12 protein-coding genes are annotated in these 16755 nt (G+C 62.5%); 4 read left to right on the plus strand and 8 right to left on the minus strand.

The genetic code is table 11. The features are described 5' to 3' along the window. Positions 1-177: 177 nt before the first annotated feature. Positions 178-3165: a M14 family zinc carboxypeptidase gene (locus QM649_RS06790; protein WP_415198265.1), complete on the minus strand. Its 2988-nt coding sequence runs from the start codon at positions 3163-3165 to the stop codon at positions 178-180. 236 nt (positions 3166-3401) lie between these two features. Between QM649_RS06790 and QM649_RS06795 the strand changes: the two genes are divergently transcribed. Beyond that, a complete protein-coding gene (locus QM649_RS06795) occupies positions 3402-3824 on the plus strand; it encodes an EamA family transporter (protein ID WP_415198266.1) in 423 nt (140 codons plus the stop codon). Between the two features lie 312 nt (positions 3825-4136). On the opposite strand, the gene guaA is transcribed toward QM649_RS06795, so the two are convergent. The 5 genes from guaA to QM649_RS06820 all read right to left on the minus strand — a co-directional run bounded on the left by guaA (position 4137) and on the right by QM649_RS06820 (position 11782). After that, the gene (gene guaA / locus QM649_RS06800) at positions 4137-5693 is read right to left on the minus strand and encodes a glutamine-hydrolyzing GMP synthase (protein WP_415198267.1); all 1557 of its coding nucleotides are present in this window, start codon (positions 5691-5693) and stop codon (positions 4137-4139) included. A gap of 390 nt (positions 5694-6083) precedes the next feature. Then, a complete protein-coding gene (locus QM649_RS06805) occupies positions 6084-6974 on the minus strand; it encodes a hypothetical protein (RefSeq protein ID WP_415198268.1) in 891 nt (296 codons plus the stop codon). A gap of 109 nt (positions 6975-7083) precedes the next feature. Further along, on the minus strand, positions 7084-9717 hold the full coding sequence (gene leuS / locus QM649_RS06810) for a leucine--tRNA ligase (protein ID WP_415198269.1): 2634 nt from the start codon (positions 9715-9717) through the stop codon (positions 7084-7086). A 94-nt stretch (positions 9718-9811) separates the two neighbouring features. After that, a complete protein-coding gene (locus QM649_RS06815; protein ID WP_415198270.1) occupies positions 9812-10639 on the minus strand; it encodes a hypothetical protein in 828 nt (275 codons plus the stop codon). 282 nt (positions 10640-10921) lie between these two features. Further along, positions 10922-11782: a deoxyribonuclease IV gene (locus tag QM649_RS06820; protein ID WP_415198271.1), complete on the minus strand. Its 861-nt coding sequence runs from the start codon at positions 11780-11782 to the stop codon at positions 10922-10924. 98 nt (positions 11783-11880) lie between these two features. Between QM649_RS06820 and nagA the strand changes: the two genes are divergently transcribed. Further along, positions 11881-13038 (plus strand): N-acetylglucosamine-6-phosphate deacetylase, encoded by a 1158-nt coding sequence (nagA, locus tag QM649_RS06825; protein WP_415198272.1) that lies wholly within the window; start codon positions 11881-11883, stop codon positions 13036-13038. Positions 13039-13095: 57 nt separating this feature from the next. Here nagA and QM649_RS06830 read toward each other — a convergent pair whose 3' ends face one another. Together QM649_RS06830 and QM649_RS06835 are read right to left on the minus strand one after the other, a co-directional pair. Continuing rightward, complete coding sequence (locus QM649_RS06830) at positions 13096-13641, minus strand: hypothetical protein (RefSeq protein ID WP_415198273.1); 546 nt, start codon at positions 13639-13641, stop codon at positions 13096-13098. Positions 13642-13747: 106 nt separating this feature from the next. Then, entirely contained in the window at positions 13748-14053 is a 306-nt protein-coding gene (locus QM649_RS06835; RefSeq protein ID WP_415198274.1) for a hypothetical protein, read from the minus strand. A 267-nt stretch (positions 14054-14320) separates the two neighbouring features. Between QM649_RS06835 and QM649_RS06840 the strand changes: the two genes are divergently transcribed. Next, entirely contained in the window at positions 14321-15142 is an 822-nt protein-coding gene (locus QM649_RS06840; RefSeq protein WP_415198275.1) for a TIGR03435 family protein, read from the plus strand. A gap of 333 nt (positions 15143-15475) precedes the next feature. Further along, positions 15476-16747 (plus strand): dipeptidase, encoded by a 1272-nt coding sequence (locus QM649_RS06845; protein WP_415198276.1) that lies wholly within the window; start codon positions 15476-15478, stop codon positions 16745-16747. The last annotated feature ends 8 nt before the right edge of the window (positions 16748-16755 follow it).

Below are 16755 nucleotides of genomic sequence, written 5' to 3' on the forward strand. Positions count from 1 at the left end.
CGTGGGATGACGGTTCTCTGAGGATCTGATCCCATGTCTCAAAAGCGAGACATGGGGCACCCGGTGTACCGCAGGTCCATCCACTACGCTATGCTTCGGTCGGATGACAGGTAAGAGTAAAAGCAAACTGCCTTCGCTCATCCGAGCGAAGGCAGTTTGCTTTGCAAGTGAAGTATTTTATTTTGCCGTCTTTGCCAGCCGGTCGTAGTTCTGGATCGCGTTGAAGACGAGAGCGTACGTCCCCAGCGTTTCTCCGCGATAGACAGGGTTGTTGGCGAAGAGCAGTACGTTGCCTTCTCCGAGGTGGGCGTCGACGACGATGGGCTTCTCTTCGATAGAGCCGCCGTTGTCGAGCAGGCCGTCGAGGAGAAATCCCTTGCCCGAACCGAAGCGCAGGATGACCTGCGGACGGTACGGCTCGGGGATGAGGTTGATGTTGTCGCGGGCCTGGTCTTCGTTGAGCGGCACGGCCTCCCAGGGCTTCACGTGCGGCGTGGCTTCCGGCGCAACGAAGGCGCGGTCCTCGGGCGAATCCAGTTCATCAGGACCGCCACGCCCGGTGGGCCGCTCGACACCGGAACCGAGATGGCGGCGTCCGCCTCCGCCGATGGTGTTCGAGACGCTGAAGGTCATGCCTTCGGCGCTGTAGACGCCGAGATCGGCCGCGGTGTCATAGCCGTTGGTGATTGGGCTGGTCTTATCGACGAAGGCTGCGTTGAGCGTGGTGCCGACGACGCGCACGTTGCCGCGTGGAGCGACGGTGACACCGGGCGCGAAGCCCATCTCGACGGCGAACTGCGCTGTGTCTTCCGCCGTGATGAGCAGGCCGCCCTTGCTGACGAAATCCTGCAGGTGCTGCACGCCCGCCCAGGTGAGGCCGGGGCGCATGTCCGGCGTGGAGTCGAGGTTGCCGAGGTTGGGAGTGAGGTCGGTCTTCTCCCACGGGATCGGGTTGCCATACATCGGCATGCCATTGATGATCGTTTGCGTGGAGGAGCGGCCGACGGGCGCGAAGACGATCACGTCATACTTCGTACGTAGGTCTTCTTCCTTTGCGACGGTCTGCGTGCTGATGTAGTCGAAAGGCACGTGCGCGCGATCGAAAGCCTCACGCCACCAGCCTTCGGTCTGCGTGGCGATCCACGTGTGCATGAAGGCGATGCGCGGTGCGGGCGCGTTGTGGTGTGCGACCTCGGGCATCGCGCCGAGCGCGAAGGCTTCCAGGCCTGCCTCGTGTACGGCATCTTTCACCTTGGCTGCATCGGCGTTTTCGATGAGCAAGGAGCCTGCGGCGAAGTGATGGCCGCCGGCATCGAAGGCCGCATCAGCGACGGAGATGGTCGCGTCCTTGAAGGTGTAGCGCAGGCCGAGGAGCGTGACTTCGGAATTGTTGTTCACCGCATAGACGCTGCCCGAGCCCGAGGTGGTGCCGATCTCGGATTCGAGATCCTTCACAGGTGAAAGATTCGCTTTGAGGATCGCGGGATCGGTGATGCGCACGACCTTCACGTGAAAGAGGTCGGGGAAAGACCAGCCGGTGTCATCGTAGGGGGTCTTCTGCGGATCGTCCGGAGCCCAGTACTGGCGGTCGAGCAGCGCGTCAGCGATGCGCGAGTAGGGCTGATCCATGCGGATGACATAGCGGCCGGAGGCGAAGGTCTCGGTCTTCACCTCGTCCTTCTTCTTGTCCTTGTCCTCACCCTTCGATTCCGGTTTCGCGGGGACAGGCGCGTTCACCGTCGCGCTCGCATCGAGGCGGCTGATCTCCACATGCTGCAGCGCGAGCGTGCGCAGCATCTGCGCCTGGCGGCTGGACATCGGCTCGTCGATCACATACGCAGCAGGGCCGGCGTTCGCGGGCTTCTCGATGGAGCGCTTGCTCTTGGTGTAGTAGTTCGAGAGGAACTGCTGGCTGTTCTGCGCGAAGAAGGAAATGGTCGAGAGTAGCGCAGTCTGTTCGTAGTTGTTGTTGTCGCGCTGCGACCAGACGACCTGCGGCAGCGGCGGATTGGGGCGGTACCAGGTGCGCGCATAATCATCGGGCGAGAGGATGCGCTTCTCGGTGTCCGCGCCTCCGTTGCCGAAGGTCTCATAGAGGCGGCTGATGCCGTTGTGCATGGCGGCGATGAACATCAGGTAGCCGGGAGACCAGGTGTCGAAGTCGCCGTGCGTGAAGACGCCGGGCATGCCGAAGGCGGTCATCGACTGAATGTTGTTCCAGCCGAGCATCTGCCACTCGCCGTTGAGCAGCGGATCGATCCACGCGTTGTAGGGGCCGTCGCCGACGGTGTTGTCGTAAAGGAAGGGCACGGACTCGTGGAGATCGTGCAGCACCTGTGCGTGGAAGTTGATGTAAGTGTTCTCGACGTTGCGTGTGAGGTCGAGCGTCATGCCCATGGCGTCGCGGTTGTTGTCGTGCGCCACGTAGTGTCCCCAGTAGATGAGGTGCGGCCACTGCTGATTAGGGTGCGCTACGTGCCACTTGTAGATGTCGACCATGCGGTCGCGGCCATCGACTTCCACTACCGGCGTGATGAGCACGACCATGTGCGTGCGGATGTACTGAATGTAGGGCGAGTTATCGACGGCGAGGCGATAGGCCAGCTCCATCAGCGCCGTGGGCGCGCCCGTCTCGGGCGAATGGATGGTGCCTGTGATGTAGTAGACGGGGAAGGATTGCTTCACAAGTTCAGCAGCCTTTGCGTCATCCATGCCGATCGTGCGTGGATCGGCCAGCTTCGCCAGGCGCGCATCGTTCTCCTGCATCTTCGCGATCAGCGATTCGTCGCCGATGGCGGCGGCGATCATCTCGCGGCCCTCTTCGGTGTGACCGATGCTGAAGACCTTCACGCGCGGCGAGCTCTTCTCGAGCAGGCGGAAGTACTTGTAGACGTCCTCGGCGTAGGGCAGCATGTTCGGCGCGCCAGAGACGTCGCCAAGCACCTTGTCGGGCGTGGGCACGGTCTTCGATGCGGGCAGATAGCTGGTGAGTGGCGAGTTGAAGAATGGGTCGGTGGTGTACTGCTTGATCTTCGCGGTGTAGGCCTGATCGATGGGCTGGCTGAGGTCGGGCTTGAGCTCGACGGCGATGTTGGTCTGGCCGAAAAGCGCGCCGGTACAGGCGAAAGAGAGACAGAGAGGGAGCAATGACCGTAAGCGGGACATCTCAAGCATCCTTCAGTGACTGGGATTTCGTGGGTGAAAACGGGTTTGAGGCAGTCTATCAGGCTGCTGCGCGCAGGGCGATCCGCCTTCGGCCACTTCGCGTGGCGCGGATCGCCTTCGGCACCCGCTCCCGCTGGTCGCGGCGCTAACCGCGCGGCATACTGCCTTCGGCACCCGCTCCCGCTGGTCGCACCTTAAGCTTCACTCAAAGTAGATTGCTGTACGCTTAACGCGCTATGAACTGGCTCTTCTGGTCGCTGCTCTCTGCGCTCTTTGCTGCCGCTACCGCGATCCTCGCGAAGCTCGGCGTGGAGCATGTGGATTCGAACCTGGCTACGGCGGTGCGAACGACGGTGGTGCTAGTGCTGGCGTGGGGCATCGTCTTCGCCTTCGGATCGCATCGCGAACTGGCTGCGCTCGACCGGCGGAGCGTGGTCTTCCTTGTGCTCTCGGGGCTCGCGACCGGGCTCTCGTGGATCTGCTACTTCCGCGCGCTGGCCACCGGGCCGGTGTCGAAGGTGGCTCCGATCGACAAGCTGAGTGTGGCGATGGCGATCGTCTTCGCATGGCTGCTGCTCGGCGAGTCGATGACGCGAGGGAAGGTGATTGGCGGGGCGTTGATTCTCGCGGGGGCGATTGTGATCGCGGTGATGCCTTAATCCTCGCATCCCACGTCTCAGACGCGAGACGTGGGGCACCCGGGGTTTGTGCCTTCCACTCCCAAGCGGAGTTTGGATGGGGCATCCATATCCTCGCTCATGAAGGGAACCGCAGGTTCCTCCACTTCGCTTCGCTCCGGTCGGAATGACACCCTTAAAAAAGCAAAAGGCGCGCCGAAGCGCGCCTTTTGCTGTGAGAAGAAGAATCTAAATCGCGACTAAAGGGAGCGGGTGCCGAAGGCAGTATGCCGCGCGGTTAGCGCCGCGACCATCGGGAGCGCCACGCGAAGCGAGCCGCCCTGCGCGCAGCAGCTACTCCCACTCGATGGTGCCCGGCGGCTTCGAGGTGATGTCGTAGACCACGCGGTTGATGCCTGCGATTTCGTTCACGATGCGGCTGGAGATGGTCTTGAGCACCTCGTACGGCAGCGGCACCCAGTCGGCGGTCATGCCGTCTTCGGAGTGCACGGCGCGGATGGCGCAGGTGTAGGCGTAGGTGCGCTGGTCGCCCATCACTCCCACGCTCTTGACCGGCAGCAGTACGGCGAAGGACTGCCAGATCTGCTGGTAGAGACCGGCGTTCTTGATCTCGGTGACGACGATGTCGTCGGCTTCCTGTAGCAGCGCCACGCGCTCCGGCGTGACTTCGCCGAGGATGCGCACCGCGAGGCCGGGGCCGGGGAAGGGCTGGCGTTCGAGGATATCGGCCGGCATGCCGAGGTCGCGGCCGATGCGGCGGACTTCATCCTTGAAGAGATCGCGCAGCGGCTCGATGAGCTTGAGCTTCATGTTCTCGGGCAGGCCGCCCACGTTGTGGTGGCTCTTGATGGTCTGCGAGGGGCCTTTCACCGACGAGGACTCGATGACGTCGGGATAGAGCGTGCCCTGCACCAGCCAGGCCACTTCGTTTTCGCCCGAGTCCTTGAAGATGCGCGCGGCTTCGTCGTCGAAGACCTCGATGAACTCGCGGCCAATGGCTTTGCGCTTGGTCTCAGGATCGGTGACGCCTGCCAACTTCGAGAGGAAGCGGCCGCTGGCATCCACGGCGACGAGGTTGAGGCCGAGCTTCGAGCGCAGATTCTCCTGCACCTTGAAGAACTCGTTCTTGCGCAGCACGCCGTTGTCGACGAAGACGCAGGTCAGGCGATCGCCGATGGCCTTGTGCACGAGCACGGCTGCGACCGAGGAATCCACGCCGCCCGAGAGCGCGCAGATGGCGTGGCCCTCGCCGACCTTCTCACGGATGGCGGCCACGGTCGTCTCGATGAAGTGCGCCGGGGTCCAGTCAGCCTTGGCCTGGCAGAGGTTGAAGAGGAAGTTGCGCAGCAGCGCGGTGCCCTGCTTGGTGTGGTGCACCTCGGGGTGAAACTGCACGGCCCAGATGCGGCGCTCGGGGTTGGCGATACCGGCGACGGCGTTGGCTGTCTTCGCGGTGAGGTGGAAGCCCGGAGGCAGATCGATGGCTTCGTCGCCGTGCGACATCCAGACGGTGAGGTCGGCGGGCATGTCGCTGAAGAGCGGCAGGTCCTTGTCGACCACTTCGACCTCGGCATGGCCGTACTCGCGCTTATCCGCCGAGCGGACCTTGCCGCCGAGGTGGTGCGTGATGAATTGCAGGCCGTAGCAGATGCCGAGCGTCGGCAGGCCGAGCTCGAGCACCTTGGGGTCGGCGGGCGGCGAATCCGGGTCATAGACTGAGCAGGGGCCGCCGGAAAGGATCAGGCCGATGGGCTTCTGCGCCTGAATTTCGGCGATGGAGGCGGTGCAGGGCAGCACTACGGAGAAGACGTTCTGCTCGCGGATACGACGCGCGATGAGCTGCGTGTACTGCGAACCGAAATCAAGGATGACGATCGAAGAAGTGTCCACCCTTTAGTTTACCCTGCTCCGCCAGAGCACAGAATGATCGTCCAGGGGGGCGCCTTCGGTTGCTCATTACCTCTTTCTGAGCGTGAAGGTCGCTGATCTGAGCAATGCGTAAATGACAAGCCCAATCACGCCATAGAGCAAGAACTGTCCACCAAAGGTAAAAGCCGCGGTCATGACCTGAGCGCCAGTAGTTCTGGGATCGGCTAGTCCGAAGATCGCGCTGGGCCACAATGCGAGGCCAATTCCAGCTGAAATACGATCTGCTGAAAGCAAGAAAGTCAAAGCCAGCGCAATGATTACACCTAAGCAGCCTACGCAAACAAACCATAGCCAAGCCGGACCGAGGGAGTGCTCATTATGCTGAGGCGGTTCTAGCAAGCTCATAACGATTTAGGCCTGCTTGGATTCTCGCATTTCGGTTTCGGAAGAGCCCATGTATTTCCAAAGCTCCAGGTACGCTACCACCCGCGCCACCTGGAAGAAGTCCGAGGCGGCGCAGTAGGCGAGGGTGACGAATCCCCACCAGAGCCATAGCCCGGGGCCGCTCACCTCCGAGGCGAAGGGCACGGGCGTGGCGGAGAAGACCATGGCCAGGATCACCAGCGCCAGCTTGACGATGCCCATGATGAAGTTGATCTCCACCAGCTTGCCGCGTAGCGGCCCGAGGCGCAGGCTGCGGCGGAGGGCGGCGGTGATGCCGCAATCTTCAAGCAGCACCAGAAGCGGTGCAATCGAGAAGACCCAGCTGGCCAGCGCCCAGAGCACGAAGACGCCGAGCGAGAGGCCGATGACCAGCGCGAAGTAGCCGACGAGGTTCGGCTCGGCGTCCGTCGATGTGTTGAGCGTGGCGGATGCGGCCCAGTGCAGGCCGGCGAACCAGATCCAGACCGAGACGGCGAGGGCGGCGGCGCGCAGCAACTGCAGCGCGGCAAGCGTGCCCCAGCGGTTGGGCAGGGCGGAGTCGTAGCGGCGCAGGACGGCGTTGCGTCCGAGGCCCGAGGCGACGGCCCATCCCGCCATCGCCAGCGGCGCGAACCAGCCGAGAAACTGTGCGACGGGTGGGGCGAGTGCGGCGTAGAGGTTTGCCGAGATGGTCGCGGCCTGCGTGGGGTCCATGAGCGAGAAGTCGCTGAGGCCGGAGGCTGCGATCTGCGCTGTGGCAGCGAGGTAGATACGCCAGCCCTCCCATCCGAGGATGAGGGTGATTGGCAGGCCGAAGCTCCATCGCCAGAGGAGTTCCAGCAGCAGCAGCGATGGCCGGCGGCGGCATTCTCCAAGCACGTGAACGAAGGACTGTGTGCCTCGGACTGTGCTCAGGGCCGGGATGGGGACCGCCTTTCGCGCTGTGGGAGTGGCCCCACGTCTCAGAGCGAGACATGGGGCACCCGGTTTACTTCACAACTAAGTTGACCATCTTGCCGGGAACGATGATGACCTTGGCCACCGAGCGTCCGTCGAGAGCTGCTTTCACCTTCTCGTCGGCGAGTGCGGCGTCGCGCAGGGCTTCCTGCGGAGCGCCTGCGGCCACGCGGATCACCGAACGCAGCTTGCCGTTGAGCTGGACAGGGATTTCGACTTCGTCCTCGCGGGCCAGCGCCTCGTCATATTGGGGCCAGGGCGCGCGCAGAATCGCACCGCTCTCGCCCAGCTGCTCCCAGAGCTCGCAGGCGAGGTAGGGGGCGAAGGGCGCGAGCAGAAGCACCAGCTTCCCGAGTGCGTCGGCCAGCACGGCATCCGATATTTCTCCGGCGGCGATGGCCGGCTCGGCGGCATAGAGGGCGTTCACCAGCTCCATGATGGCGGCGATGCAGGTGTTGAAGTGCCAGCGCCCGGCGAAATCCTCGGTGATCTTGCGGATGGTCTGGTGCAGCTTGCGCTGGATGGCCTGCGCGGCGGGCGTGGTCGCCGTCGCGTCGGTGCCTTTGGCGGCGCGGGCGCGCTCGGCATACTGCGTCACCAGGCGGTAGACACGGCCGAGGAAGCGGCTGACGCCGGCCACGCCGTTCTCCTGCCAGTCGAGGTCGCGGTCCGGCGGGGCGGCGAAGAGCGCATACGCACGCGTGGCATCGGCACCGTAGCGGCCGATCATCTCGTCGGGCGAGATGACGTTGCCCTTGGACTTCGACATCTTCGCGCCGTCCTTGATGACCATGCCCTGGGTGAAGAGGCGCTCGGCAGGCTCGCTGTTCTTGATGAGGCCGAGGTCGCGCATCACCTTGGTCCAGAAGCGCGAGTAAATCAGGTGGAGGATGGCGTGCTCGACGCCGCCGATGTACTGGTCGATGGGGAACCAGTAGTCGATCGCGTTCGAGTCGAAGGGCGCCTTGTCGTTCTTCGCGCTGGTGTAGCGGTAGAAGTACCAGCTCGAGTCGACGAAGGTGTCCATGGTGTCGGTCTCGCGACGAGCCGGACCACCGCACTTCGGGCAGGTGGTGTTCAGGAACTCGGGCACGTGCGAGAGCGGCGAACCGTTCTGCTGGGTGATGGCGATGTTCTCGGGCAGCAGGACGGGCAGCTGGTCGTCCGGGACGGGAACGATGCCGTCCTTCTCGCAATAGATTATCGGGATGGGCGTGCCCCAGTAGCGCTGGCGGCTGACGCCCCAATCCTTCAGGCGGAAGGTGACCTTGGCGCGGCCGAAGCCGTGCTCCTCGGCGAAGGCGGCCATCTTGTGCTGCGCCTCCTCGTTGCCGAGGGTGTTGAACTCGCCGGAGTTGATGAGCAGGCTGTCGGCGGGCGTATAGGGAAGCATCGCTTCCTCTTCCTTGCCGGTGGCCGGGTCGGTGATGCGGCGCGGCAGGACGACCACGCGGACCTCGAGATCGTACTTCTTCGCGAACTCGAAATCGCGCTCGTCGTGCGCGGGCACGGACATGATCGCACCGGTGCCGTAGTCGGCCAGGATGTAGTTGCCCACCCAGATCGGCAGACGCTCGTTGTTGAAGGGATTCACCGCGTAGTGGCCGGTGAAGACACCGCGCTTCTCGATCGCGCCGATGTCGCCTTCCTCACGGGCCTTGGCCTGCTGGGCGATGAGCTCCTTCACCTCGGCGTCGAGCTTTTTATCGTCCGCGGCAAACTGCTTCACCAGCGGATGCTCGGGCGCGAGCTGCACGCTCGATGCGCCGAAGATCGTATCGATACGGGTGGTGAAGACGGTGATCTTGTCTTTCGTCAGCTTCAGGTCTTCACGAGGCTGCAGAACGCAGTTCCCCTTGCGGTTCTCGTCCTTCGGCGCGCTGGCGCTGTCTTCCACGCCGAACTCGACCTCCGCGCCTTCGCTGCGGCCGATCCAGTTGCGCTGCATGGTGCGCACCTTCTCGGGCCAGCCTTCGAGCTGGTCGAGGCCGTCGAGCAGATCCTGCGCGTAGTTGGTGATGCGGAAGAACCACTGCTCGAGGTCGCGCTGCTCGACGAGCTGGTCTTCATGACGCCAGCAATAGCCGTTGATTACCTGCTCGTTGGCGAGCACGGTGGCGCACTGCGGGCACCAGTTCACCTTGCTCTGCTTGCGATAGGCCAGGCCCTTCTCGTACATGCGCAGGAAGAACCACTGGTTCCAGCGGTAGTAGTCGGGCAGGCAGGTGGTGACTTCGTTCTGCCAGTCGTAGCTCAGGCCGAGGCGCGCCATCTGCTGCTTCATGGCGGCGATGTTCGAGAGCGTCCACTCGCGCGGTGGGGTGTTGTTCTTGATGGCCGCGTTCTCGGCGGGCAGGCCGAAGGCGTCCCAGCCCATCGGGTGCAGGACGTTGTAGCCGTTCATCCACTGGTAGCGGGCCAGCGCGTCGCCGATGGAGTAGTTGCGGACGTGGCCCATGTGCAGCTTGCCCGACGGGTAGGGCAGCATCTCCAGCACGTAGTACTTGGGCTTGCCGCTGGCGGCCGGTTCGACCGCGTAGAGTTCGGTGTCGGCGGCCCAGCGATCCTGCCAGCGTGGTTCGATCTCGGCAGGGTTATAGCGGGCTTCGCGGCTGGTTTCCTCCGCCTGGGGAGCGGTTTCCGGGGTGATTCGGCTATCAGACATGTCAAGTCTGATTGTAAATGGGCGTCAATCGGGGGTCGGGACGATTTGTGAGAAGGTTCCGCCTCTTAAAAAGCAAGGACATTGGCGGCCGGCGCTACTCCGGACAGGGTATCTGGTGGGCGGTTTCGGTCTTTACCTCGTAATCGGCGGGAGGCTGGAAGAGCGCGGGATCGGGGTCGCTGAGCGATAGCAGCGTCGTTTCCCGCGTCGATTTCCCCATCTGCGGATCATCGATGACCTGCTCCAGCAGCAAACCAAGTTTTACGGCGGTCCAGAATTCGATGTGGCTGACCAGAGGCCCGTCGTTTCCGATCGTCCCCGCCGGGATTGTCCGCGTGATGCGGGCGCCTTTCGCTTCCACGCCTTCGATGGTCCTGGTTCCGAGGTCTTCATGCTCTGTAGGAACGGCATTCGCTCTAGGAGCGAGGGTCTGTGTTATGGCAGGCCGCGGTGCTCGCGGTGCGTCATAGACCCAACGCATGTGGCCGGACTCGGTGGCCCAGCACCCATGGTGTTCTTCCTTTCCCGGTCCGCGGATCAGGCTGGCAGTTTTGCTCTCCGAATTCCAGCTCAGATCCGTTCCGGCAGAATCATCCTGGACGCGAAATTCGGTCACCAGTGGCCGGTCCGTCGCTCTTACTACCTGCTGCTCAAGGTAGGTGCGGCCTTGCGCGTCCTTTGCATGTTTTTCGATATTTACGCGAGTGATGGTTACGCCGTTAGAAAGCACCTGCACCTGGGTAGTTTTGAACTCCGCCGTGTAGGGCTGGGGTGGCAGGGAGGGATGGTGGAGGGCGCAATGGCAATCACCGGCAGACGTGGTCGTTGTTCCGCTTCCGATAGCGCTCAGTGTCTGCGCATTCAGGGCGGCAACTCCAGACAGCAACATGGGAACGGCGAACAACAGGCGGCTAAGAGCCATGCGCATAGCGCACCTCCAGAATGGGAGCCCGACAGCGCTCCCATCATAACCCGGCTGCTTCGCGCAGGGCGATCAGGCGGAACGCAGAAGATCCCACCTCTCAGAATCGAGACGTGGGGCACCCGGCCTGCATCCTGCGTACCCCACGCAAGCCAGAACCGGGCTTGCATGGGCCACCGTCGGAATCCTGCGAGGCCCCATCTCGAACCGCGTGAGCTGCGGGGTGCCCCGCGGGTTTAGCTACGCCCTAACCCCTACTCCCTGCATCCTTCTTCTGACACCCTACTTCCCGACCAGCGCCTTCAGCGCTTCGAGGTTCTTGCGGTCGTCCTCCGGCTCGTCGACCGGGGTCTCGGCGATGAAGGCGGCGTGGGAGAAGCGCTTCTCGTTGAGCAGGCGACGGAAGGGTTCGAGGCCCATGGTGCCCTGGCCGATGTTTTCGTGGCGGTCGAGCTTCGAGCCCATGGCGGCCTTGGCGTCGTTCATGTGCCAGACGCGGACGTCTGTAAACCCAATCGTGTTCTCGATGAGGCCCATGGTCTCGGCGTAGCCGCCCTCGCTGACGAGGTCGTAGCCGGCGACGTGGCTGTGGCAGGTATCGAGGCAGGCGCCCACGGGGACGACTTTCTTGAGCCGGGCAATCAGCTCGGCTACCTGCTCGAAGCTGCCGCCGAGCGAAAACTCGGCCCCGGCGGTGTTCTCGATCAGGACGCGGAAGTCGCATTTATCGAAGGTGATGCCGTCCGTGGCCTTGGCGATGGAGTCGGCTGCGAACTCGAGGCCTTCGTCGCGGGTGAGGCCGCGCCAGGAGCCGGGATGGAGGACCAGATACTCGGCGCCAAGGGCCAGAGCGCGCTCAACCTCGCCGCGAAAGGCGACGATGGATTTCTGGCGGACCTCGTCGGACTGGCTGCAGAGATTCACAAGATAACTGGTGTGGATGACCAGCGGCGCGCAGTCGTAGAGCTTGCGGAGCCGGTGCATCTCCTCGCAGTGCGAAGGATCGATGCGCGTGGGCCGCCACATTCGCGGGCTGGATGAGAAAATCTGAAAAGTGTTGGCGCCGATCTCCCGGGCGCGTTCTGCGGCCTTAAAAACGCCGCCGGAGGTGGAGAGGTGGATGCCGATACGACGGGAACTCATCCCTATGAGTGTAAGGTTTTTTCAGATGTAAATTTTTCCGGCGGCTGCGGTGGCCGGTGCAATAGCTGGGAGCGTTCTTTGCTCCGGAGAGACGAAGCATGAAGACTGTAATTACGGCCGCGCGGCTGATTGCCCCGGAAGAGGTTATCGAAAACCCTGTTGTCGTCGTGGAAGACGGCGTGATCGAGAGCATTGCTGCGCGCGGCGCGGCGGCACTGCCCGCCGGGGAGCATGTGGACTTTGCCGGCGCCACACTGGCACCCGGGCTCTTCGACGTGCATATCCACGGCAGCGTGGGGCACGACATCATGGAGGCGACGCCGGAGGCCTTCGGCAGGATCGGCCACTTTCTGGCCGCGCGCGGCGTGACCAGCTACCTGCCGACCACGGTGACCGCGCCGATCGACTGGACGCTGCGTTCGCTCGAGGGGCTGGTGAAGTTCATCGGGTCGACTGAGTACGGCGCGAAGCCGCTCGGCATTCACCTCGAGGGACCATTCCTTTCGCCGCACAAGCGCGGCGCGCATGCGGCTCATCAGCTCGTCGAGCCCTCGGTCGCGATGTTCGACCGCTTCTGGCAGGCAGCCGAAGGCCACATCCGGCTGATGACGATTGCTCCTGAGCTGCCGGGCGCGCTCGAGGTGATCGAGCATGCGACGAAGCTGGGCGTGCGCATCAGCATGGGCCACAGCGACGCGAACTCCGACCAGGCGGCGAAGGGCACGGCCGCGGGCGCGGCTTCGGCGACGCACACCTACAACGCGATGCGCGCCTTCGACCACCGCAATCCGGGCCTCCTGGGCGAGGTGCTCTCGAACGACGGCCTGTATGGCGAGCTGATCTGCGACGGCCTGCATGTGGCGCCGACGGCGGTGAAGATCTACTGGAAGTGCAAGGGCGCGGACAAGGCGATCCTGATCACCGACGCGATGGCCGCCACCGGCATGCCGGACGGCAACTACAAGCTGGGCGAGCTGGATGTTCGCGTGAAGGACGGCGTCTGCCTGATCGGCGAGAACACGCTGGCCGGCAGCACGCTGACGTTGAACCGCGCGGTGAAGAACTTTGCCGAGTTCACCGGCGCGCCGATTGCGGAGGTCGCAAAGCTGGCGAGCCGCAACCCGGCACGCATGGCCGGATTTGCCGACCAGGCAGGCGCGCTGGCCGCAGGCCGCAGCGCGGACTTTGCCGTCATCAATGCGAAGAACGAAGTGGTGGAGACGATCCTGCGCGGACAGGTGCTGGCGAAGGCTTAGTGCTTCCATGTGAAGAGGCCGGCGCGAGCCGGCCTCTTTGTTTGCGGAGGAGTGCCGCTATGGACGATTGCAGGGACTAACGCTCGTCAGACTCTCTCTCTGCTGTTCGATGATTTGCTTGAGCGAGCTCAGAACGGAGTCGAAATCGCCGGAGAGGCAAATCTCCTGGTCTCTTGCAATCCTTCTCGACTCTTCGAAGGCTTCGGCGCTCTGGATGCGGGCTTCTATCCGGCCGACTCGTGAAAATTGCTCCTCGCGATTCGCCAGCGTGTCTAAACCCACTATGAGCATGTTCACGTCTGACGGTCTTTGCGTCAGATCATGGATCGCCTCGGTATGCACCGCGACAACTCCGACTGAGCCGACAGGCAAATCGGCTAGTTCGGACTTCGCAAAGCCGTAGTCTGATCCCGCTTTGACGTAGCGCCACACTGCGTCTGTCTGCGGGCTGGCCACAAATTTGTACTCGTCATTCTCGCCGTCGCGCTTTTGGCGGGTTGTGTACTGCCGTAAGCGGATGGCCGCACCCTGGCGGTTCAGAGCGTCTGCAAGCGTGGTTTTTCCGCTGCCATGGGGTCCCATCAGAAGCACAATCGTTCGCACATGCACCTCTCATCTCACTCTTTGCCTGAACCTTCATCTCGACAGCATTGTCATGCTGCCATGAGCCGAGGGCGTTACCAATGCGTGGAGTCGCGCCAGATATCACTCAAGCGGAAATCGACAGGTACCAATCCAGGTGCGCATCGAGCTGACCAAGACCGGCAGTCATGAGCAAATCACGCCAGTCTTTTTTCCCGAGAGCAATCGCTTTCATCAGTTTTTCCATATTGCCGTTGCTCAGTTTCAGCGCAGCCATTCTGACACGATCGAATCGCACCGGATCATAGATCTCCCGCATGTGAGGTAAGTTATCGGCTAGCTCATGCCGGAGCAGCTCAGAGGCCGCGGGCCGATCCGACTCACGAAATATCTTCTGGATCACAGTGACGACGTTTGCGCTGAGATCAACCATTCACGCCTTCCATGCAACCGGTCTTAAGGAGGGCTTTTGATAAACCCTCTAACGGAACCAATTATCAGGCCGCATTTTTAAGAGGAGATGCCGATCTTTTTGTTTGCGGATAAGAAACGATAAGTGCGTTTCTCCGGACTCGTTTTCTATAAATGCTTCTTGGGTTGCGTACGGTTCTTAGAACCGTACGGTGTACGCAATGGAATAGCCTCGCTCTGTTACCCTGCTATCGCTTGATCGCGATTCCGTCCGCCAGAGAAAACCGGAATGAAGCTACCTCGGATCCTCCCGCTCGCCCTTCTCATTGCTGCCTGCGTCGCAAATGCTCAGCAGGTTGCGCCGCGCTTCGATGTCGTCACCGTGAAACGCAGCGACCCTGCGAAGGAACATCTGGCGCTCTACTGGCGGCGGCCTGACGGGCTCAAGTGGGACGGCGTGACCGTGCGTGGAATGATCGCCAACGCCTTCGGAGTAAGCTCTATCGTCAAAGACCAGATCGAAGGTGGTCCCGATTGGATGGACTCGCGGGCATTCAACATCAACGCCAAAGTCGATGACGAGACCACTGCGCGTTGGAGCAAGATGACGCAGCCGGAAGTTGACGAAGAGCGACGCAGGTTAACGCAGTCGCTGCTTACCGATCGATTCCAATTGAAGTTTCATCATGAGACGCGCGAGATGCCGGCCCTGGTGTTACGCATAGCCAAAGGCGGCTCAAAGCTGCAGATTCCGCGCCCGGAGCACGATCTGGAGGCAGGCACTCCACACAGCCGAATCAATTTCTTTGGTGAAGGCAACATGGAAGGGCATTCCGCGCTGATGAGCAACCTGATAAGGTCCCTCGCGGCCGAGCCCGAGATCGCCGGTCGCCCCGTGGTCGACAAGACTGGCCTTACGGGCGGCTACGACTTCACGCTGCGCTGGACCTCTGACGACCCCGGTTCCAGAGCCGCTGCAACCGATACGAATACACAGTGGCCTTCGCTCTTTACCGCTCTCGAAGAGCAACTCGGCTTGAGGCTCACATCAGAGAAGCAGCCGATTGACGTTATCGTCGTCGACTCGGTCGAAATGCCGAGTGAGAATTAGCAGGCCAGTCAAAGGCCGCAGATTTCAAGTCCTTACCGGAAGCTGGCTCATAAGCGATCGATCTAAGAATCCCCGGAGTCTGTGGGTGATTCTTGACGAACGCCTCATCGCCAATACGCTCATCAAAACCGGAAGGAAATGGGGAGTTGGCTGGTCGTGGCCAATACAAAGCTGCAGCCATGTTCACTGGACTCAATCCCCGCGCCATCCTGCTGCGCAGAGCGCAAGCGTCGCTATGATGGAAGCAGCCGGAACGCGGTGTAGATGCAGGCGCCGCGGTGCATCCCACGAATGCAGGCGCATTCCTGTAGATGTTGCATGGAGGAATCTCTGATGGAATCTCGCTCGAGCCGCAGCTCGTATCCGACTTCGAGTCGTACGAGGCGGCAATTTCTCTCCTCAATGACCATGGCCGCTGGGGCGGCGATGATGGCCGGCACACCTGCGGCGTGGGCTCGCGGCGCCTGGGTCGCGGATGTGTCCGAGTCGCGGGTAGCGAAGATCGTGAAGAAGTCGATCGGCATCGACACGCACAACCACATCGATGTGCCGATGACCGAAGCCGAGCTGCCGGGGGCGGATATCGATCTCTCCGGCGAGCTGAAGAAATCCGGGCTCTCGGCGATCTGCATGACCTTTGCGACCGATTATCAGAAGGGCGATGCCTATGAGCGCTTCAAGGTGGCGATGGGCTGCATGGATCGCCAGCTGGCGCGCAATGGCATGAAGCGCGCACTGACGCCGGAAGATGTGCAGGCAGCGCACAAGAAGGGCCAGCCGACGGTGATCCAGTCGATCGAAGGCGCGCACTTTCTCGAAGGGAAGCTGGAGCGCGTGGAAGAGGCCTATCATCGCGGGCTGCGGCACTTCGGCCTGCTGCATGACAGCGATGCCACGACGCCGCTGGGCGATGTTTACACCAATCCTCCACGCTACGGCGGGATGACGCCCTTCGGGATCGACGTGATCCGCGAATGCAACCGGCTGGGCATGCTCATCGACCTCGCTCATTGCGACATGAAGACGACGCAGGATGCGGTCAAGATCTCGACCAGGCCGCTGGTAATCTCGCACACCGGACCGGACTGGCGGCTGGGCAGCGATCCGCGCATGGCGCAGATGATGAAGCCGCGGCTTATCAGCAAGGAGCAGGCCAAGGTCGTGGCCACCGCAGGCGGGGCGGTGGGCATCTGGCTGCACCTGACCAGCACGCCGCTGGAATATGCGCAGAACCTTCGCGCGATGGCGGATGTCATCGGGATCGATCACGTGATCATCGGTACGGATACGAAGCTGACGCAGCCGATGCAGCATCCCTGGGGTCCACCACCCGGTGGCCCTCCTCCGGGTGGCGCTCCGGGCGGAGATCATCCCGGTGGCCCGCAGGGCGGTTCGCCTCAGGGGCCGCCGCCGGGACCGCAACCGGGACCGCAACCGGGACCGCATTATGGCGAGCGCACCAACCTGGCATGGGAGGGCGAGACGACCGGCTTTTTCTACACCGTGGTGGAGGCGATGCTCAAGACCGGCTTCACGCCGGACGAGATAGAGAAGATTGGCGGCGGAAACTATCTGCGGATCTTCGGCGCGGCCATCGGGGAATAGATAGGGAG

Origin of the sequence: Silvibacterium sp. (genome assembly GCF_047605705.1) — a bacterium.
Classification (GTDB): domain Bacteria; phylum Acidobacteriota; class Terriglobia; order Terriglobales; family Acidobacteriaceae; genus Silvibacterium.